This window comes from Thermus islandicus DSM 21543 (assembly GCF_000421625.1).
Classification (GTDB): domain Bacteria; phylum Deinococcota; class Deinococci; order Deinococcales; family Thermaceae; genus Thermus; species Thermus islandicus.
In genome coordinates this window covers 1-17,685 of the sequence record NZ_ATXJ01000019.1, presented here as the reverse complement: position 1 = coordinate 17,685, position 17,685 = coordinate 1, and the positions used below count along the sequence as shown (strand labels likewise).

18 protein-coding genes and 4 pseudogenes are annotated in these 17,685 nt (G+C 65.8%); 10 read left to right on the top strand and 12 right to left on the bottom strand.

Annotated features, from left to right (window positions below):
- From H531_RS13990 to H531_RS13090, 4 genes and pseudogenes are all read right to left on the bottom strand, one after another.
- Positions 1–192, bottom strand: a pseudogene (locus H531_RS13990) (IS701 family transposase); the annotation flags it as partial.
- A 39-nt stretch (positions 193–231) separates the two neighbouring features.
- Positions 232–822, bottom strand: a pseudogene (locus H531_RS15140) (nucleotidyl transferase AbiEii/AbiGii toxin family protein); the annotation flags it as partial.
- Positions 819–1,436 (bottom strand): type IV toxin-antitoxin system AbiEi family antitoxin domain-containing protein, encoded by a 618-nt coding sequence (locus tag H531_RS0110880; RefSeq protein ID WP_022799367.1) that lies wholly within the window; start codon positions 1,434–1,436, stop codon positions 819–821. The pseudogene H531_RS15140 and the gene H531_RS0110880, both read right to left, overlap by 4 nt.
- Before the next feature lie 104 nt (positions 1,437–1,540).
- Positions 1,541–1,945: pseudogene (locus tag H531_RS13090) on the bottom strand (hypothetical protein); the annotation flags it as partial.
- Positions 1,946–2,191: 246 nt separating this feature from the next.
- Between H531_RS13090 and H531_RS13985 the strand changes: the two are divergent.
- The 5 genes from H531_RS13985 (at position 2,192) to H531_RS13085 (ending at position 4,177) form a co-directional block, all read left to right on the top strand.
- Positions 2,192–2,755, top strand: coding sequence for a winged helix-turn-helix domain-containing protein (locus tag H531_RS13985; RefSeq protein ID WP_084521364.1), 564 nt, complete (start codon positions 2,192–2,194; stop codon positions 2,753–2,755).
- 360 nt (positions 2,756–3,115) lie between these two features.
- Positions 3,116–3,295: a hypothetical protein gene (locus tag H531_RS13980; RefSeq protein ID WP_022799365.1), complete on the top strand. Its 180-nt coding sequence runs from the start codon at positions 3,116–3,118 to the stop codon at positions 3,293–3,295.
- A gap of 35 nt (positions 3,296–3,330) precedes the next feature.
- On the top strand, positions 3,331–3,561 hold the full coding sequence (locus H531_RS0110870; RefSeq protein ID WP_022799364.1) for a type II toxin-antitoxin system prevent-host-death family antitoxin: 231 nt from the start codon (positions 3,331–3,333) through the stop codon (positions 3,559–3,561).
- Positions 3,558–3,980 carry a type II toxin-antitoxin system VapC family toxin gene (locus H531_RS0110865; RefSeq protein WP_022799363.1) on the top strand — a complete coding sequence of 141 codons (423 nt, stop codon included), beginning with the start codon at positions 3,558–3,560 and terminating at the stop codon, positions 3,978–3,980. Before H531_RS0110870 ends, H531_RS0110865 begins: the two co-directional genes overlap by 4 nt.
- 5 nt (positions 3,981–3,985) lie before the next feature.
- The gene (locus H531_RS13085) at positions 3,986–4,177 is read left to right on the top strand and encodes a hypothetical protein (RefSeq protein WP_169562205.1); all 192 of its coding nucleotides are present in this window, start codon (positions 3,986–3,988) and stop codon (positions 4,175–4,177) included.
- Positions 4,178–4,271: 94 nt separating this feature from the next.
- Here the strand turns inward: H531_RS13085 and H531_RS0110855 are convergent, their stop codons facing one another.
- The 7 genes from H531_RS0110855 to H531_RS0110820 all read right to left on the bottom strand — a co-directional run bounded on the left by H531_RS0110855 (position 4,272) and on the right by H531_RS0110820 (position 11,275).
- Positions 4,272–4,994 (bottom strand): glycosyltransferase family 2 protein, encoded by a 723-nt coding sequence (locus H531_RS0110855; RefSeq protein ID WP_022799361.1) that lies wholly within the window; start codon positions 4,992–4,994, stop codon positions 4,272–4,274.
- On the bottom strand, positions 4,987–5,721 hold the full coding sequence (gene surE, locus H531_RS0110850) for a 5'/3'-nucleotidase SurE (protein WP_022799360.1): 735 nt from the start codon (positions 5,719–5,721) through the stop codon (positions 4,987–4,989). The genes H531_RS0110855 and surE overlap by 8 nt, the downstream gene beginning before the upstream one ends.
- A 74-nt stretch (positions 5,722–5,795) precedes the next feature.
- Entirely contained in the window at positions 5,796–7,103 is a 1,308-nt protein-coding gene (locus H531_RS0110845) for an ABC transporter substrate-binding protein (protein WP_022799359.1), read from the bottom strand.
- Positions 7,104–7,117: 14 nt separating this feature from the next.
- Positions 7,118–7,933: a carbohydrate ABC transporter permease gene (locus H531_RS0110840; protein ID WP_022799358.1), complete on the bottom strand. Its 816-nt coding sequence runs from the start codon at positions 7,931–7,933 to the stop codon at positions 7,118–7,120.
- Complete coding sequence (locus tag H531_RS0110835) at positions 7,926–8,834, bottom strand: carbohydrate ABC transporter permease (RefSeq protein WP_022799357.1); 909 nt, start codon at positions 8,832–8,834, stop codon at positions 7,926–7,928. The genes H531_RS0110840 and H531_RS0110835 overlap by 8 nt, the downstream gene beginning before the upstream one ends.
- 46 nt (positions 8,835–8,880) lie before the next feature.
- Positions 8,881–9,690, bottom strand: coding sequence for a sugar phosphate isomerase/epimerase family protein (locus H531_RS13080; protein ID WP_084521361.1), 810 nt, complete (start codon positions 9,688–9,690; stop codon positions 8,881–8,883).
- A 364-nt stretch (positions 9,691–10,054) separates the two neighbouring features.
- Positions 10,055–11,275, bottom strand: coding sequence for an ROK family transcriptional regulator (locus tag H531_RS0110820; RefSeq protein ID WP_022799354.1), 1,221 nt, complete (start codon positions 11,273–11,275; stop codon positions 10,055–10,057).
- 156 nt (positions 11,276–11,431) lie between these two features.
- Between H531_RS0110820 and H531_RS0110815 the strand changes: the two genes are divergently transcribed.
- Genes H531_RS0110815 through H531_RS0110795 form a run of 5 tightly spaced genes read left to right on the top strand, consistent with a single transcriptional unit; the run spans position 11,432 to position 17,052 of the window.
- Positions 11,432–12,463, top strand: a complete 1,032-nt coding sequence (locus H531_RS0110815; RefSeq protein WP_169562206.1) for an ABC transporter substrate-binding protein — start codon at positions 11,432–11,434, stop codon at positions 12,461–12,463.
- The gene (locus tag H531_RS0110810; protein WP_022799352.1) at positions 12,463–13,941 is read left to right on the top strand and encodes a sugar ABC transporter ATP-binding protein; all 1,479 of its coding nucleotides are present in this window, start codon (positions 12,463–12,465) and stop codon (positions 13,939–13,941) included. The genes H531_RS0110815 and H531_RS0110810 overlap by 1 nt, the downstream gene beginning before the upstream one ends.
- Positions 13,934–14,845: an ABC transporter permease gene (locus H531_RS0110805; protein WP_028490807.1), complete on the top strand. Its 912-nt coding sequence runs from the start codon at positions 13,934–13,936 to the stop codon at positions 14,843–14,845. The genes H531_RS0110810 and H531_RS0110805 overlap by 8 nt, the downstream gene beginning before the upstream one ends.
- The gene (locus tag H531_RS0110800) at positions 14,833–15,792 is read left to right on the top strand and encodes an ABC transporter permease (protein WP_022799350.1); all 960 of its coding nucleotides are present in this window, start codon (positions 14,833–14,835) and stop codon (positions 15,790–15,792) included. Before H531_RS0110805 ends, H531_RS0110800 begins: the two co-directional genes overlap by 13 nt.
- 12 nt (positions 15,793–15,804) lie before the next feature.
- The gene (locus tag H531_RS0110795) at positions 15,805–17,052 is read left to right on the top strand and encodes a Gfo/Idh/MocA family protein (protein ID WP_022799349.1); all 1,248 of its coding nucleotides are present in this window, start codon (positions 15,805–15,807) and stop codon (positions 17,050–17,052) included.
- 407 nt (positions 17,053–17,459) lie between these two features.
- On the opposite strand, the pseudogene H531_RS13075 reads toward H531_RS0110795, so the two are convergent.
- Positions 17,460–17,685 (bottom strand): annotated as a pseudogene (locus tag H531_RS13075) (IS701 family transposase); the annotation flags it as partial.

Below are 17,685 nucleotides of genomic sequence, written 5' to 3'. Positions count from 1 at the left end.
CCAGCAACCTGGCCCTACGCCAGTGCCGATGCCCCGTCCACCCCAGTTCCTGCTGAAGCCCCCGGAAAATCTCCTCAATCGCTTGCCGCAACCGGGAGATCTCCCTCATCCCCACGGCAAAGGCCAGGCCCCGCAGCCTCCCCGCCTCCCCCCATGCCTCCTGAGCTGAACACCGTCCAGCACACGGTCGGCAGGGCGGACCCTGCCCGGAAGCTCAAGGATCAGCACCGCGAGGTCAACGAGGTCTTTCACCCGACTCCGGAACTGGCGCTCGCGCGCGTACGCGTGGAGCTTGTTCGCGTACTGCCACGCTAGGGGGGCCATGAGGATCTCGGGCGGATCGATCCCGGCAAAAGCCAGAGCTGCCGGCAAGCGCACCCGGACCGGCTCCACCGGTGCCCGCTCGAGGAGGTGAACGTCGAGCACCACCTTCTCGAAGTTGACGCCACCGACCCGGGCGATCAAAGTAAAGCGCTGAACCCGTCCCGCTGAGACGGCCCGCTTCAGCTCGACCCGGAAGGAAAAACCATCTTCGATCTCTCGCTCAGCAATCTCTTGAAGTACATCCAGGAGGTTCGGAACCGGGTCCCAGGCCTCCAGATCCAGGTCCTGGGTTGGGCGGCGGGTGTTCGCGAGCGTCGAAAGGGCAAAGGCCCCGGTCACGACCAGCCCCCGACTGGCGCCGGTGCTGAGGCGGGCAAGAAAGCGCTCAATCGCAACGCGCTTGCGGAGGTAACTCAGCGGCAATCCCGTTTCCAGCGACTCCCTGCGGAGCCGGTCCTTGAGGGCCCGGTTCAAGTCTTCTGGGCTGGCGTACTTCACGCCGGGATCGGCCCCCAATCGGTCGTGCCTAGCGCCCGTGCAAGCCGCCGCCGGGCACGGACGGAAAGCCCCGGGAGGGCTTCATCGAGGCGACGGCGTCGCACCAGGCCCCGCTCGAGGGCCTGCCGGACCGCGAGCTCGAGCTGCTCCTGGGGGACCCTGCTGGTCCGCGCCACGTCCAGCAGTGTGCGGAACGGCGTGGTGACGTTGAGGCCGGGCCGGGCCTCGGTATCGGCGGGGGCGAGGTCAGCCCGGTGGAGGACGACTCCCCGCGGGGCGCTCCTTGCGAAGCCCCTGGGAACGGTCAGGTGGTAGCGATCGGGAAGGAGGTCGGACAGGCCGTGGATGGCAAGGGCCGTTTCATGGGAGAAAGCCGCCGGTCCCTTAGGGTTTCCAGCCCAGAGCGCGATCCGGATCAGATCCTCGTCCGGCGAAAAGGGTGCGAAGGCGAGCCGGTAGATCCCCCTGCCGAGGCGCTCCCACCGGCCGGTTCGAACCCGGTAGGAGGCCTCCTTGGGACCGATACCAAAGCGCTTGGCCTGTTCGAGGGTGAAGAGGCCGCCCTGCTCGAGAGCGAGCCGGTAGAGATCCTTTTCTCGGAGAGCAAGTCGCATACCTGCATCGTACAGGCGGGCTGACAGACAATCAACTCTAACTAACCTATAGTAAGAATTAAAGCGCATAAAGTGTAACGTCGTCCCCCCCAGTCTGGGCTTGCCTAGTAAATTGCCTTGTACCCCGGAGGGGGCGGGAGAAGGGAAAGAAGAACCCTAAGGCCGTAGGCGATGAGCTCCAAAAGCGCCCGCGCCATGGCCGTCCAAGGCTTCCGCTCCCAAAGGTATCCCCCACCCACCCGCGTCTTCATCCCCCCAAACCTCCCTCCCGTCAAACCCAGCGTCCGCCAAAAGCCGCCCCGGGAAGGAGGAAACCGCCTCAGCCCCTCCCCCCCAAGCCGGGGGTCCGGGGGGTAGCCCTCCCCGGCTACCCCACCCCAGGGCCACAAGAGCCGCCTCCCCCTATCCCACCGCATCAGGGCCAGAAGCCGCGCGTGCCCCCGCACCCGCCGTACCGCCTTCCCCCGACGAAAGCGGAGAAGCCGGTCCTTGCTCCTGTCGGTTAGCCCAGGGGGTAGCTTGACAGACAAGACAGTATCAGCTCGGTCCTACTGGGGCTTGTTGGCCCGGGTGAACCTCATCCGCAAGGTAGCTCCGCTGACCCCAGTCCACAACCTCATCCGTAGCCGGGTGCTCCTGAGGATGGTCGGGGTGGAATTATGAGGTAGCACACGAAGGATTTTTTCGTAGGTTTCCTTGTGCTCATTATGCCAAGAGCCAGATTAGTAAAATGCGCTACTAAAGGAGGAGCCAGTATGGACAAAAACGAGGTTAATACAGCCTTTGAGATTCTACTGGAAGAGATCGAGATGGTTGCGAACGCCCTCAATGAAGATGGCGCTGCAGCCTTCAAAGGAGGTGACTATGATGCAGCGCGCCGTGCCATAGAACAAGCAGCGCGTCTTGCCGAGTTTCGTGAAAAGGTAAGGGCGCTTCAAAAAGAATGGGTGGCCATGGGCACGAAGGTACAGGTAAAAAAGAAGACCGCCAAGCGCACGGCAAAGCAACGCCTGCCGCGGGGGTTGCGGACTCCAGAGGAGGCCTTTCGGCGTCCTATTCTGGAGGCGCTGGTGGAACTGGGGGGAAAAGCATCCGTTCGCGAGATACTTGACCGAGTTGAAAAGAAGATGGCGAGCAGGCTCACAAAGTACGACCTCGAGCCCCTACCCTCGGACAGCAAGACCGTTCGCTGGCGCAATACTGCTCAGTGGTGTCGCAATAGCCTGGTGCGGGAAGGTTTGCTGAAAGCCGATTCCCCTTTCGGCAACTGGGAAATTTCCGAGTCAGGGCGCAAAGCTTTACAGGATGAAAGCTCGTAGTCGCGAACTCCTCCACTGAGCTGTGGCCTTCATAGCGATTCCCTCGCCGAAGCCTACCTGAGCGCCAATAGAACAACCTCCGGGAGCTTAGGGCCCACGCCGAGGTGAGGGGCCTCGAGGGGGGCTAAGCCAAGTCCCGCGCCTCCCAGGGCTCCGGGAAGGCGGAGCCCCTGTCCTCCTTGGTGCGGGAAGTGCGCTTCGGGGAGGAGGCCTGTGAGGTGCGGGGGTGGGGGCGTAGGTGCGGGCGGGCCTCTGGGCCTTCCTGATCTCCATGAGTTGCCGAGAGGGCTGGGGAGAAGAGGGCGACCCTTGAGCTTCTCTCCTCGAGCCCCCTCTCCGCCCTGCGCTTCCTGGGGCTCTATGCAGTATAGCGGTCAAGTCTGGCCCGCTCCCGAGCAGGCCGAGGCCGACTGGGTGGCCAGCGCAAACCTCGCCCGTAGGGCGCTGGCCCAAGGAGCAGGCTCCGAGGGCCTGGGCCACGGTCAGCTGGCCCTGATGCTGGGGAATCGCCTCACGCATCTTCGCCTCCTGGCAAGCTGACGGCTTTAGCCGTCAGTGGCTGACGACCAGGTACAATGATCATGATCATGAAGGTCTCCAAGACCTACTTCAAGGCCCACGCCCTGGAGCTCCTCCGCCAGGTGGAGGCCACCGGGGAGCCCCTCCTCCTCACCCACCGGGGCCGCCCTGTTTTGGAGGTGCGCCCTTACCGGGAGGAGGACCCCAGGGAGCGGCTTTTAGGCACCCTCCTCCGCTACGAGGACCCCACGGAGCCCACCGGGGAAGCCTGGGAGGCCTTGGGGTGAAGGGGCCCCTGGTCCTGGACACCCACGCCTGGGTGTGGTACCTGGCGAGCCCAGAGCTCCTTCCCAAGGGCTTGGTGCGGACCCTGGACGAGGCCCGGGCTAGGGAGGCCCTCCTTATCTCGGCCATCACCCCCTGGGAGGTGGCGGTCCTCGCCCAGGTCAGCGAAGCTACCTTGAAGGGGCGGATCGCCTTTTCCCTGGAGCCCCGGCGCTGGCTGGAGGAGGCCCTGCGGGTGCGGGGGATCAGGGTGGTCCCCTTGGACGCGGGCATTGCCCTGGAGGCGGCCTATCTGGACCTGCCCCACCCGGACCCGGCGGACCGGTTCATCCTGGCCACGGCCTTGAGGCTCGGGGGGGTGCTGGTGACCAAGGACAAGCGTCTGAGGGGATACGCTAAGGCCAGGAGCCTTTGGGGGTAGCCTTGTTGCGCGAACAGAACAGGCAGTTGGCGAGGCAGGCCCTCTGGGAGGTTTTGAGGAGCCGCCTCTTCTGGCTCATGGTGGGCGGGGGGGTGCTCCTGGACCTCGCCCGGGAAGGGACTTGGGTCCTCTACGCTGTGGGAGCGGGCTTCCTCTTCCTCGTCATAGAGAACGGCGGCAAGAGACTGTTGGCTTAAGCCGACAGTCTCCTGCCGCCATTGTCTATGATTCTCTGAACCCTTCCTGACGCTTACCCCCTGGCGGTGGTCCCGGCGGACCCGAACCCGCTCCTCAGCTGTCGGCCACGTTCAGGTCCGCTAGGGCCAGGGAGAGGTGGTCCTTGAGGACCAGGAGGCCGAGGCCGTGTTTAGCGCGCAGTCTTTCTAGGTAAAAAGCCCGCTCCTCCCGCCGGGCCCCGTAGCTCTGGTTGGCTCCGTGGACCTTCACCCCCAGGTTCCGCCCCCTGAGGTAGTGGAAGGGAAGCCCTGCCCGGTAGGCCCGAAGCCAGAGGTCCCAGTCCCAGTAGTCCCCCATCTCCGGGTCCAGGCCCCCGAGGTCCAGGAGGCTGCTCTTCTTAAGGGCCGTCCCCGAGGCGAGGAGGAGGTTGTCCTGCAGGAGCCCTTCCCCCACCTCCCCGGGGCGGAAGGGCACCTCTTCAGCGGGGAGGAGGAGCACCCCCTCCCCGTAAACCACGGCCTCCCTGCGGTCCAGGGCCCGGTGAACCCGGTAGAGGTAGGTGGGGTCCAGGAGGAGGTCGTCGTCGTCCAAAAAGAGGATCACCTCCCCCCGCGCCCGCCTGAGGGCCAGCAGTCTCGCCTCCACCTGCCCCTTTCCCTCGTTCCTGAACCCGAGGATCCTGGGCTCGCCCAAGGCCTGGACCGCCTCGAGGCCCTCCCCCTCCCCGTCGTCCACCACGAGGGCCTCAAAGTGAGGGAAGGTCTGCTGGAGGAGGGAGGCCAGGGCCTCGCGGAGGAGGTGGGGCCTCCCCTTGGTGGGGATGAGGACGCTAATCATCGGCCAAAACGGGCTGGAGGCGGGCCTCCTCGGTGAGGTCCAGGCGGAGGGGCGTGGCGGCAACAAACCCCTGCGCCACCGCCCAGCGGTCCGTGCCCTCCTCCGCCTCCTTTACCGGCCTGGCGGCGAACCAGTAAAAGGGGCGGCCCATGGGATCTTGCCCCGGGACCACCACCCCCTCGTAGGCCCGCACCGACTGGCGGGTCCAGAGGAACCCCTTGGGCCGTTGGGGTAGGTTCACGTTCACCAGGAAAGGCCGCTCCAGCCGGAGCAGGGTCTCCAGGCTGCGGAGAAGCCAGGGGCGGAGGGCTTGGAAGTCCGGGGTTTCCCCGTTGAGCTCTACGCTGAAGGCAGCGGCCGAAAGCCCAAAAAGCCGCCCTTGCTTGGCCGCCGCTACGGTGCCCGAGTGCCAGATCTCGTGGCCCAGGTTGCTCCCCAGGTTGACCCCCGAGAGGACCAGGTCCGCGCCGCCAAACAGGTGGAGGCCCAGGGCCACGCAGTCGGCGGGGGTGCCCCGGACCCGGTAGGCGGGGAACTGGGGGGTGGAAAGGGGCGCGGGATGCGGGTAAGCCCGAACGGGATGGGCGATGGTGATGGCGTGGCCGCTGGCGCTTTGCTCCGTGTCCGGAGCGGCCACGAAGACCTCCCCGAAGTGGCTTGCCGCCTCCGCCAGGGCCCAGAGGCCGGGGCTATAGATGCCGTCGTCGTTGGTCACCAGGATCCGCATGGCCTCACCGTAACCCTCCCCTGTCAGAAAGGGATCAGGGCCGAGGCCAGGGGCCCCGGCCCCACCCCATGGCCCTAGCGGGCCGCCACGCTTCGGTTGTAGCGCTCCAGGGCGGCGTCCGCCTTGGCCTTGGCGTCCTTGAGGGCCTCCTGGGCGGACTTGCCCTTCAGAATCTCCTCCCAGGCCGCCTGGACGTACTGGCGGATCTCGGGGAAGGCGCCCATGAGGCAGCCCGCGCTTTCGGGGTTCACCTTGCTGGTGAGGAGCTGCTGGATGGCGGTGGTGTAGTTGGGCTGGCGCACGTGGGCCTGGCGCACCTCTGGGAGTTCGGTGACCCCCTTCACCACGGGGAAGTACCCGGTGGCCAGGTGCCACTTGGCCTGGGTCTTGGGCTCCAGGAGGAAGCGGACGAAGGCCCAGGCCCCCTGGGTTTCCGCCTCAGGGAAGCCCTTTAGGACGTAGAGAGCCGCCCCGCCGATGGCCACGCCGTTCCGCTCCTTGAGGAAGGGGTAGTAGGCCGTGCGCAAGGGGAAGCGCCCCCCGATCTGGCGCAGGACCCCGGTGAGGCTCGCGGTGGAGTAGGCGGCGATGGCCGCCTGCCCCTGGGCGAAGAGGCTCTGGGAGTCTGCCCAGTTGCGCCCCGTGTTGGCCGCCACGCCCTCCCGCACCAGCCGGGCGTACATGTCCAGGAAGGCCGCGGCGGCCGGGTTGTCAAAGGTCACCGCCGTGGCCCGGGCCTTTCGGCCGTTCTCGTTGTTGCAGAAGGTGTAGCCCGAGTTGTACGAGATCTGCTCCACGAACCAGGAGTCAATGGGAATGGAGAGCCCATAGCGCACTGTGCGCCCTTGGGCGTCCTTCTTGGTGAGCTTGCGGGCCGCTTCCTCTAGGTCCTTGAGGGTCCAGGTGGGTTGGAAGGGGATCCCTGCCTCCTGGAAGGCAGCCATGTTGAAGTAGAGGATGGGGTTGGAGGAGTTGAAGGGGAGGCCGAAGAGCTTGCCCTCCACCGTGTAGTAGTTGCGGGGTTGGGGCAGGAAGCGTCCCAGGTCAAACCCCTCCTTGCGGGCCAGGTCCTCCAGGGGCACCACTGCTTCCGAGTCGGCCATGATGCGGGCCCCGATGTCGTAGACCTGGATTACGTGGGGGTAGCCGCGACCCGCCCTCAGGGCCGCGAGGAGCTTGTTGATCCCGTCGTCGTAGCTTCCCACATACTGGGCCTTGACCTGCACCCTGCCCTGGCTGGCGTTGAAGTCTTTCACCAGGGCCTCGGTGGCCTCCCCCAGGACCCCGCCCATGGAGTGCCAGAACTCCACGGTGACGCGCTGGGCCTGGGCACCTCCCAAGGTGAGGGCGAGAAGTAGAGCCTTAGCGATGCTCTTCCACATACCTCAACCACCTCCTATCCCTTCAGCCCGCCCAGGGCGATGCCTCGCACGAAGGCCCTCTGAGCGAGCAGGAAGGCCACAAGGGTGGGGAGAAGGACCAGGATCGCCCCAGCAGCCACCACGTTCCACCGGGCCACCTCCTCGTTGAGGATGAAGCTCACCGCGATCTGGGCTGTCTGCATCTCCCGGCTTTTGGTGACCACAAGGGGCCAGAGGTACATGTTCCAAGTGCCGATGAAGGTGACGGCCGCCAGGGCCCCCAGGGCCGGGGCGCTGAGGGGCAGGGCCACGTGGTAGAGCATCTGGAAGTGACCCGCCCCGTCTATGCGGGCGGCATCGAAATAATCCTCGGGGATGGTCCTGAGGAACTGGCGCAGGAGGAAGACCCCGAGGGGGCTTGCCAGGAAGGGCACGGTGAGGGCGAGGTAGGTGTCTAGCCACCCCAGGCGGTCCACCAGGAGGTAAAGGGGGAGGAAGGTGGCCTCCCCCGGCACCAGGAGGAGGGCCACGGCGAGGCCGAAGAGGGCCTCCCGGCCCGGGAAGCGCATCCGGGCGAGGGCGTAGGCGGCGAGGAGGCTTGTGGCCAGTACCCCCAGGGTGACGGCGGTGGAGACGAGGAAGCTATTGAGGAGGAAGCGGAGGAGGGGGTAGCGGACCAGGGCTTCCCGGTAGGCCTCGACGGTGGGATGGGGAGGAAGGAGGCTTGGGGCGTAGAGGTCGGCCTCGCTCCGCAGGCTGGCGGAGAGGAGGGTGAGGAGGGGAAGAACCAGGAGTAAGGCGTAGAGGCTAGCCAGTAGGTAGGTGGGAAGGAGCTTCCTGAGGCTACGCATAGTGGACCTTCCGGCCCAGGAGCGAGAACTGCAGGGTGGCCAGGAGGAGGAGGACCAGGAAGAGGAGGAGGGCCTCGGCGGCTGCCAGGGGCACCTGGAAGTTGAAGAAGGCGTCCTGGTACACCCGGTAGATGAGGACCATGGAGCCCTCCGCCGGGCCGCCCCGGGTGAGGAGGTGGATTTGGCCGAAGGCCGTGAGGCTCCTAAGCACCACCAGGAGACCTACCAGGAAGAGGGTGGGGGAGAGGAGGGGCAGGGTGATGCGGAAGAAGCGGGTCAAGGGCCCGGCCCCGTCTACGGTGGCGGCCTCCAACACCTCCTCCGGGATGCTCTGGAGCCCCGCGGTGAGGAGGATGGCGGTGAAGCCCACCCCCGCCCAGGCCGTGACCACCGCCAGGGTGGGGAGGGCGAGCTCGGGGGAGGTGAGCCAGGGTTGGGGGGGTAGGCCGAGGGAGGCCAGGGCACGGTTGGCCCATCCGCCCACGGGGTGCAGGAACCACCCCCAGACCACGGCGGCCACGGCGCTGGGTACGGCGGTGGTCAGGAAGAAGAGGGTGCGGAAGAGGGCTACCCCGGGGTAGGGGCGCCAGACCAAAAGGGCGGCCAGCAGGCCCAGGAGGAGCTCCAAGGGGGCCACCATGAGGGCGAACTTCAGGGTGAGGAGGGCGCTCTTCCAGAACTCCGGCCGGGAGAGGGCCTCCTGGTAGTTGGCCAGGCCCGCCCAGGCCCGTCCCTGGCCGAAGAGGTTTTCCCGGTGGAGGGAAAGCCAGATGGCCTGGAGAACGGGCAGGATCATGAAGAGGAGAAAGAGCCCGTAGGCGGGCAAGAGGAAGGGAATGGTTTCCAAGGGAAGCCGCGCTTTCCAGGGCGAGGTCTGTTTCCGCCACAGGGCCCTACGCATACGGCCTATACCTTAAGGGGGCACGGTCAAGGGAATATCATGCCCCCTAGGCCTCTGTGAGGCCCTGGGTGTGGGGCCGCGGGGGCTTTTCGCTCTCCTCTCGGCCAAGGATTTGGGAACCGTGGCCTTCCCAGCTCTGTTGGACACGCGTAAGGAAGGCGAGAGAGGGCTCGAGGTCCTCCCGCACCTCCAGCACCAGGGGCCGGTCCAGGAAGGGGCCGAGCCAGGCCCCGTGGTCCAGCACCCCCCGGCCCAAGCCCCAGTGGCGGTCATAGATCCCGTCGGTGTCGTTGAGGTGCAGGTGTTCAGGGAGCAAGGCGAGCCAAGGGGCGGGGTCCGGGGTGCGGCTGAAGACCCGGGCGTGGGCGGCGTCAAAGCAGAAGCCCAACCCCCCGGAATAGGCTTCTAAGACGGGTTTCAGGGCCTCGGGATTGGGCTCGTGGGTGTTCTCCAGCAGGAGGCGCACCCCCAAAGTGCGGGCCCGGCGCACCACGGGACCCAGGGCCTCGGCCAAGGGCTCAGCGCGCTCCAGGGCCTCCTCCGGGGTGCGCCCGTGGGGGATGCCCGAGTGGAGGACGGCCCGGTCCGCCCCAAGCTCCGCCGCCCGGTCCAGCCCGATGAGGAGGCGCCTCCGGGTGAGGCCCCGGACCTCGGGGTCGGGGGAGAGAAGGTCCAGGTTCCAGAAGGGAAGGTGGGCCGAGAGGGGGAAGGAAAGGCGCCCCGCCAGGTCCGGGAAGAGGGCATCCTCCTCCAGGAGAGCGGGCTCCAGGTAGACCTCAGCCCCGAGACCTAGGGCGTCTAAACGGGGGAGGATCCCCTCCGCCTGCGACAGGGGTACGGCAAGCCGTACGTCCATTTCCACGGCCTCAGCATGCCTGGGGAGTGTCAGCCCCTGGTCAGAAAAACTCCAGGGGGATTTGTCGGAAGGCTTCTAAGGCAGGTGATAGGGCGGCTAAGAGCCCTAGAGGCAACAGGAGGGCCACCAGGAGGCCAAAGACCTGGGCGGCGTCCGCTTGCCCCCCCGCTCGAGGGAGCGCAGCACCAAGGGCACCACCAAGGCCGAGGCGGTGGCTAAGGCCACACCGAAGAGGGTAAGGGCCGTCTCCAGGGCCCGCACCCTCAGGTTCCTCCTAGGAATGGGCTTAGCCTCTGGGCCAGGCTTCGCCGGGCACCGGCGGCCAAGCCGGACCTTCCAAGCGCCCGCCAGTTTCGCGGCCGTGCTAGGTTCCCTCCCGGCTTCCCCGAATGGCCTCCCCCAGGGCCAAGACCCCCGCTCCTACGACGCCAGAGCGCTCCCCGAGCTGGGTGTAGCCGATGTAGAGGTGCCGGGTGGAGAGGGGAAGGGACCGCTGATAGACGCTTTGGCGGATGGAGGCGAGGAGAAGGGGCCCCACCCTGGTGACTCCACCTCCCACCAGGATCTGGGAGGGGTTAAAGAAGTTCACCAAGGAAGCGAGCATTTGACCGATGAGTTGCCCAGCCCGCTGGATAATCCGGTTGGCCACCGGGTCCCCCTCTCGGCTTGCCTGGCCCACCTCCACCGGAGTTAAGGTGCCCCGCTCCTCGAGCAGGCGAGCAAGGAGGGGGCTTTCTCCCCGCTCCGCGGCCTCGAGGGCCATGCGGGCGATGGCAGGCCCGCCCGCCATCGCCTCCACGCAGCCGATGTTGCCGCAGTGGCACACCGGTCCCCCGGGGTCCACGCAGATGTGGCCTACGTCGCCCGCTGCGCCGTCGGCACCGCGGTAGATCTCCCCTCGGCAGATAATCCCGGCCCCAATCCCAGTACCCACCTTGATGACCACGAAGTTTTCGTGGCGGCGACGGTCCCACCAAAGCTCGCCCAAGGCCATCACGTTCACGTCGTTGTCCACGAAGACGGCACAGGGGAAGGTTTCTTGTAGGTAGTCCCGGATGGAAAACCCCTCCCAGCCCGGCATGATAGGGGGGTTGATCAAGAGGCCACTCTTGAACTCTACCGGCCCAGGTACCCCCATGCCGATGGCCAAGAGGTGGTCCGGGCCGAGGCCGAGGGCTTCGAGAAGCCGGGTCAACAGACCCCGTACCCGGGCCATGACGGGCCCAGGGCCCAGCCGGACATCCAAGTCCTCCGCATGATGGGCTAGGAGCCGCAGGCTGGGGGAGAGGAGGGCCACGTCTAGGCTGGTGGCCCCCAAGTCCACTGCTCCCAAAACCCCGAGGTCCTCGCGAAAGGCGAGGGTCACAGGGGGCCTCCCCCCGGTGGACGGGGAAAGCCCCACCTCCTGCAACAGACCGCGGTCGAGGAGCCCGGCCACCAGCTCGTGGACCTTGCTGCGGGAAAAGTTCATTTCTCGGGACAATTCCCCGCGCGTGAGGGTCCGATGCCAAAGGAGGAGATTCAGGATCTGCGCTTCCGCAGGGGTGAGGTCTCCGAGGGCGAGCAGGGGAGAGGGCTTACCCACCCTCTAAGTTTATACCTAAAGCCTGCCTGTACACGGCGTAACTTCTTCCTAAAATGAACAAAGTTTGACCTTGACTGAACGACTTTGTTTGCTTAGCCTTGACACTGAGGTTCAAACCTCAAAGGAGGTGGCGGAATGCTTAGGAAGCTCCTTGGTTTGACCGCAGTCGTTGCGGCACTGGCCGTTCTCGCCGTGGTCTTCGCCCAGAGGGCCCGTGCCCCGTTCACCATAGGGGTATCGAATGGCTTTGTGGGCAGCGAATGGCGGGTTCAGATGCTGGACAACATGCGCTCCCTAAACGAGGTGTATAAGCGCCAGGGCCTGACCCGCGATCTTGTCATTCAGAGCGCTAACGTGGACGTGGCGGGCCAGATCAACCAAATCCGCAACCTGGTTCTCCGGCGGGTGAACGGGATCCTCATTAATCCGAACTCCCAGTCCGGCCTCAACGGGGCCATCCGCGATGCCGTGCGCTCGGGGGTGCGGGTCATCGCCGTGGACCAGGAGGTCTCGGCCCCGGAGGCTCTGAACGTGACCATAGACCAAAAGGAGTGGGCGAAGATCAGCATGCGCTGGCTGGCAGAGGCCCTGGGAGGCAAGGGCAACATCGTTATCATCAACGGCATTGCTGGGCATCCGGCCAATGAGGCCCGTTACCAAGGGGTGAAGGAGGTGTTGGCCCAGTACCCCAACATCAAAGTGCTCAACGTGGCCAACGCGGATTGGGATCAGGCTAAGGGTCAGGAGGTGATGTCCCGCCTCCTTGCCTCCTATCCCCAGATCGATGGGGTCTGGTCCCAGGATGGGATGGCGGAAGGGGCGCTCAGGGCCCTCCTCGCCGCCAACCTGCCCAGGCTTCCGGTCATGGCCGGGGAGGCCAGGGCAGGATACCTGAGGCTTTGGGCCGACGCAAAAAAGAAGTACCCTGACTTCAGGTCCTTCGGGGTGTACAACCCTCCCGGGGTCGGGGCGAGCGGCCTCAAGGTTATGATCCGTCTCCTTCAGGGCAGGAAGCTCAAGCCCGGTATCCTCGCGGGCCCCTTCCGCAACACCATTTACGTACCCATTCCCGGCCAGGTGACGGACGCGACCCTAGAGGAGGCCTTGCGGCAGATTCAGGGCAAGCCGGACACCTACGTGCTCGATGGAATCATCTCTGATCAACAGGCGGATAGCTACTTCCAGTGATGGCCCTCTTGGAAGTTCGCGGCCTCAGGAAGCGTTTCGGTCCCACCCAGGCCCTCCGTGGGGTGGAACTCCAGGTGGAGAGGGGAGAGATCCTCGGGCTTGTAGGGGCCAACGGTAGCGGAAAGAGCACCCTGATCCGCATCGTCGCCGGCCTGGTGGCCCCCGATGCCGGCCAGGTGCTGTGGGAGGGGCGCCCATTCCGGCCCAGGGATCCTCGTGGGGCCCTAGCCCAGGGAATCGCCGTCGCCTACCAGGAGGGGAGCCTCCTCCCCCTCCTTTCCGTGGTGGACAACCTTTGTCTTCCTTTCCTGGCCCTCGGTCGGCCTCTGCCTGCCCGCTCCGAGCTCCAGTCCTTTCTGGCTAGCCTTGGGGAGTGGCCCCTAGAAGCCCGGGCAGGCAGCCTTTCCCAAGGGCAGCGCCAGCTTCTGGAAGTGGCCAAAGCGATGTTGCTTGGACCGAGACTCCTCATTCTGGACGAGCCTACCGCGGCCCTGGACCGGGAAAGTGTGGGACGCCTCTTTGCCCTCCTCAGGCGCTTTGTCGCCGCAGGAGGGACGGTCCTCTTCGTGACCCACCGCCTGGGGGAAGTTTTGGAACTGGCCCACCGGGTGGCGGTGCTCAGGGCAGGCGAGGTGGTGGGCACCCTTTCTACCCGGGGCCTTCGCCCGGAGGAGCTGGTCCGGCTCATGGCGGGAGCGGAGGAAAAGGAGGAGGGGCAAGCCGCGCCCGAGGGGGCCATCCTTCAGGGCCAGCCCCTCCTCCAGGTGCGGGGGCTTGTGGCTCCAGGGCTTAGGGGCGTGGACCTTCAGGTGGGGCCGGGGGAGGTGGTCGGCCTAGGGGGCCTCCAGGGCCAGGGGCAACGGGAATTGCTCCTCGCGCTCTACGGGGCCCTGCCCTGGCAGGGAGAGGTCTGGCTCGCGGGCCGGTCCGTTCACCCCACCCATCCCGGGGAGGCTCTTCGCCTGGGGATGGCCTACGTTGGGGGAGACCGCGCCGCCCTGGCCTTCCTCACGCGCTCCGTGGGAGAAAACCTTCTTGCAGCAAGCTGGGGGCGGTTTCGCTGGGGACCCTTACTGGATCTGGCGCGAGCTTATGCGTCAGCTTCTGAGGTGGCCAAGAGCCTGGACCTGGTCTACGCCGGTTTGGAAGCGCCCATGGCGAGCCTCTCCGGCGGTAACCAGCAGAAAGTGCTCTTGGGCCGGGCACTCCTTGCTGGCCCGCGCCTCCTCCTCCTGGATGATCCTGCGGTGGGCGTAGACCCGCCGACCCGGGCTGCCTTCTACCGCCGGGTGCGGGCCTTGGCACGGGAGGGGTTGGGGGTCCTGCTCTATGCCAGCGATGAGGAGGAGCTTCTCCAAAATGCCCATCGCGTTTTGGTCCTGGCGGGGGGTCGGCTGGTAGCGGAGCTCCGAGGGCCCGAGCTCACCCGGGAGGGCCTTATCGCCGCCGGTTTGGGGGCAGGAGGGGGTCATGGCTAGAGTGCCCTACCTCCCTGCCCTTCTTCTCGCCCTATTGCTCTTTTTGGGCAACGTCATTCTGGCGCCGGCCCTCCTAGACTCAACCAATCTGGCCCGCTTTCTCTTCAGCGCCCTACCCCTGGCCCTCCTCGCTGCGGGTCAGACCCTGGTGATCTTAGGCGGGGGAATCGACCTTTCCTCCGGGGCTCTCCTCACCCTAAGCTTGGTGGTCGCGGCCGCTCTTTTTGGGGAGCGCCCCCTCCTCGCTCCCCTCGTCGCCCTTCTCGTTGCGGGTGCAGGAGGTCTCGTCAACGGCCTTGTCGTGGCCTACCTTAGGCTGCAGCCCTTGGTGGCCACCTTCGCCACGGGATTCCTCTTCGGTGGCTTGGCCCTTTGGGTCCTGCCTCAACCCGGCGGCTCAGTGCCCCCGGGGTTCCAGGACCTCTTTGCCCTCACCTGGGTCCCGCCGACCTGTTTCCTCCTTCTCGGTTTCCTGGGCCGCCTCCTGGCGAGAAGTCCCTTCGGGCGCTGCCTCTATGCCGTCGGAGGCAATCCCCTGGCCGCCTACGCCAACGGGGTCCCGGTGCCCCAAGTCCTCCTCCAGGCCTACCTGATCGGCGGTCTACTCTCCGGCGCGGGCGGGCTTCTCCTCTTGGCCGAAACGGGAACGGGGGACCCCCTGGTAGGTCAGCCCCTCACGCTCCCCGCCATCGCTGCCGTGGCCTTAGGGGGCACCCGGCTTTCCGGAGGGGCAGGGAGCGTGGAGGGTTCGCTTCTCGGGGCCCTCCTCCTCGCCCTCTTCCGCAACCTGGTCTTTTTCCTGGGGGTTCCCTCCAATCTCCAGCTCCTTGCCGAGGGGGTAGTGGTCCTTCTGGCCCTGGCGGCTTCCAATGCGCTTCTTGGGAGGCGGCTGTGGAGCGGCTGAGGAGCCCTGCCGCGAGGTTTGGCCCCGTGGGCCTGGCTTTTCTCCTGGCCCTTTTCCTCCTTATGCTTCAGGCCTTAGTCCAGCCTACGCCCCTCACCTGGAGCCAGACCTTGAACCTCCTGAAGATCGCTGCGGTGCTCGGCCTCCTTTCGGTAGGGCAAACGCTGGTCGTCCTCTCCGGGGGCGAGGGGGTGGACCTTTCGGTAGGAGCCGTGGCTACGCTGGGGGCTATTGTGGTCTACAACTTCACCCGCGGCCAGGATGCCCTTTTCGGGCCCGCTGTTGCCCTGGCTCTCCTGGTGGGCCTAGGGCTGGGGGCCCTCAACGGCGTCCTGATTGTCCACGTGCGCCTACCCCCTCTGGTGGCCACCCTAGGCCTTTCCAGCGTGGTCCTAGGCCTCATCCTTTGGGTCGGGGGCCGGGAGCGGGGGGACGTGCCTCCCCTCCTGGTGCGCCTCGTTTCCGAGCCTTGGGTCTTGGGGATCCCTGGGGTGATCTTTCTCTGGGCCTTCCTAGGCTTCGTCGTCTCTTTCCTCCTGAGCCGCACCCCCTATGGCAAGGCCCTCTACGCGTTGGGTGCCAATCGAGCCGCAGCTAGACTTTCGGGAATCCCGGTTGAAGGCTACGTGGTCTTGACCTACGCGCTGGCGGGCATGTTCAACGCCCTGGGTGGGGTGATTCTGCTAGGCCACGTCCAGCTCATCCATCTCACCCTGGGCGAGGCCTACACCTTACCCTCCGTCATCGCCGTGGTGGCGGGAGGGACGTCCCTTTCGGGGGGAGTGGGAGGGTACGGTGGGACGGTGGCGGGGGCGCTGCTCATCACGCTCCTCCAAAGCGTCCTTCTCACCCTGAGGGTAGAGGAATTCGGACGACAGGTTGCCTTTGGGCTCATCCTCTTGGCCCTTCTTGCCTTCTATGGGCGAGGCCGGCCTTTGAGGCAGTGAGGAGGTGGCTACATGCGTAGGGAGATGGAGGTGCTGGGGATAGGGCTGTTGGGGGCGGGCTTCATCAACGAGTTCCACCTCAAGGCCTTCCGCTACGTGCGTGGAGCGGAGATCACAGCCATCTGCAGCCGGAGGCATGGCTCTGCGGAGCGCTTGGCGGAGCTCGCGCGGGATCTTGGGGTCGGCCGCCCCCGGGTATACACCGACCTGAGGGCGTTCCTCCAGGACCCGGAGGTGGAGGCGGTCTGGGTAGGGGTGCCGAACCACGTGCGCCTGGAGGTGGCGGAAACCATTGCCGACGAGGTACGCTCGGGGCGCTCCGCCCTCCGGGGTCTGGCCTGGGAAAAACCCATGGCCCGTACCCTGAAGGAGGCTCACGCCATCCTTCAGGCCCTCGAGGACGCCGGAATCCTCCACGGCTACTTGGAAAACCAGATCTACGCTCCCTCCCTCACCCGGGGAAAGGAGCTGGTCTGGCGGCGAGGTGCACCGCTGGCCGGGCGGCCGTATCTGGCTCGGGCCGCCGAGGAACACAGTGGTCCTCACCGGCCCTGGTTTTGGCGGGGTGACCTCCAAGGGGGCGGCGTCCTTTCGGACATGATGTGTCACAGCGTGGCGGCGGGCTGGTTCCTCCTTACCCCGCCCGGGACACCGATGGCCCAGCTATTGCCCGAAGCGGTTACGGCCCAAGTGGCCGGGCTCAAGTGGACGCACTCCCCTTACGCCGAGGCCCTCTTTCAGGAAACAGGGGGTGAGGTGGATTACCGCTCTGCTCCGGCCGAGGACTATGCTGCGGCCCGGGTCGTCCTCCGGACCCCGGAAGGGAAGAAGGTGCTGGTGGAAGCCAGCACCTCCTGGAGCTTTGTCGGGCCGGGCCTTAGGCTGACGTTCGAGCTCCTCGGCCCAGAGTACAGCCTCTTTGTGAACACCCTCGAGGGGGAGGCGAAGGTCTTCTTTAGCCGCCGGGTACAGGGCGAAACGGGTGAAGATCTGGTGGAGAAACAGAACGCCGAACAAGGCCTGATGCCTTTCTTGGCGGAGGAGGCCTTTACCTACGGATACGTGGCCGAGAACCAACACATGGTGCAGAGCTTCCTAGAGGGGAGGCGGCCCTACACCACGCTGGAGGAGGGTCTTCGCGTGACGGAACTCCTGATGGCGGCGTATCTTTCTGCGGAAACTGGGGCGCTGGTTCCCTTGCCCGAAGCCAATCTGGCGGATTTTGTTCCCGCCGTGCAACGGGGCGCTTGGCGACCTTAGTTAGGATTTACAGCAAAAGCCGATTTAATGGCCAGCGCAAGAGGGTACGGCTGAACAACCAGAATAGGAAGGGGGCAGACGGCAAGGAGAAAGGGCGGGGAAGGGATTGTCTTCCTGCAAAGGGGGCCCTTGGAAAGGCCCAGGTAGAGGGCCTGGGCGCAGCACCAGGAGCTGAAGACTGCCTTGTTGCTTTTGGCTAGGTCGGGACAAAGCTTAAGGACTCCTTACGGCTCGCTTCCCGCCGACCGGAGCCTTGCTTGTCCATTAGGGAAGGGAATGTAAGTCCGGAGTGCGAAGTTGGAGCCAAGCCGGGGCGGGCGCTCTTAGGGTTGCGTTTATGGGTAGGCCCTAAGTACACGTCAAAACCTCCAGGGGGTCTACCTCCAGGAGTCTTCTTCGCTCTGGACTTACGCGGCCTCCACCTGCACCGGTAACAGAGGGCTCAAATCCAGGCTCAGCTTACCGGCGATAAGTCTCCTTCGGCATGGGTAGAAACTCAACTGCAGCCGCTCTCGCTGACACTCAATGAGCCCATAGGCCACCAACCCCAAGGCCAGATGGGCCAGCAACCTGGCCCTACGCCAGTGCCGATGCCCCGTCCACCCCAGTTCCTGCTGAAGCCCCCGGAAAATC

What these genes read in the sequence shown, in the direction of transcription:
- H531_RS0110880 (WP_022799367.1), bottom strand. Translation starts at nt 1,436, where the DNA reads ATGCGACTTGCTCTCCGAGAAAAGGATCTCTACCGGCTCGCTCTCGAG.
- H531_RS13985 (WP_084521364.1), top strand. Translation starts at nt 2,192, where the DNA reads ATGGACAAAAACGAGGTTAATACAGCCTTTGAGATTCTACTGGAAGAG.
- H531_RS13980 (WP_022799365.1), top strand. Translation starts at nt 3,116, where the DNA reads ATGCAGTATAGCGGTCAAGTCTGGCCCGCTCCCGAGCAGGCCGAGGCC.
- H531_RS0110870 (WP_022799364.1), top strand. Translation starts at nt 3,331, where the DNA reads ATGATCATGATCATGAAGGTCTCCAAGACCTACTTCAAGGCCCACGCC.
- H531_RS0110855 (WP_022799361.1), bottom strand. Translation starts at nt 4,994, where the DNA reads ATGATTAGCGTCCTCATCCCCACCAAGGGGAGGCCCCACCTCCTCCGC.
- surE (WP_022799360.1), bottom strand. Translation starts at nt 5,721, where the DNA reads ATGCGGATCCTGGTGACCAACGACGACGGCATCTATAGCCCCGGCCTC.
- H531_RS0110845 (WP_022799359.1), bottom strand. Translation starts at nt 7,103, where the DNA reads ATGTGGAAGAGCATCGCTAAGGCTCTACTTCTCGCCCTCACCTTGGGA.
- H531_RS0110840 (WP_022799358.1), bottom strand. Translation starts at nt 7,933, where the DNA reads ATGCGTAGCCTCAGGAAGCTCCTTCCCACCTACCTACTGGCTAGCCTC.
- H531_RS0110835 (WP_022799357.1), bottom strand. Translation starts at nt 8,834, where the DNA reads ATGCGTAGGGCCCTGTGGCGGAAACAGACCTCGCCCTGGAAAGCGCGG.
- H531_RS13080 (WP_084521361.1), bottom strand. Translation starts at nt 9,690, where the DNA reads ATGGACGTACGGCTTGCCGTACCCCTGTCGCAGGCGGAGGGGATCCTC.
- H531_RS0110810 (WP_022799352.1), top strand. Translation starts at nt 12,463, where the DNA reads ATGGCCCTCTTGGAAGTTCGCGGCCTCAGGAAGCGTTTCGGTCCCACC.
- H531_RS0110805 (WP_028490807.1), top strand. Translation starts at nt 13,934, where the DNA reads ATGGCTAGAGTGCCCTACCTCCCTGCCCTTCTTCTCGCCCTATTGCTC.
- H531_RS0110795 (WP_022799349.1), top strand. Translation starts at nt 15,805, where the DNA reads ATGCGTAGGGAGATGGAGGTGCTGGGGATAGGGCTGTTGGGGGCGGGC.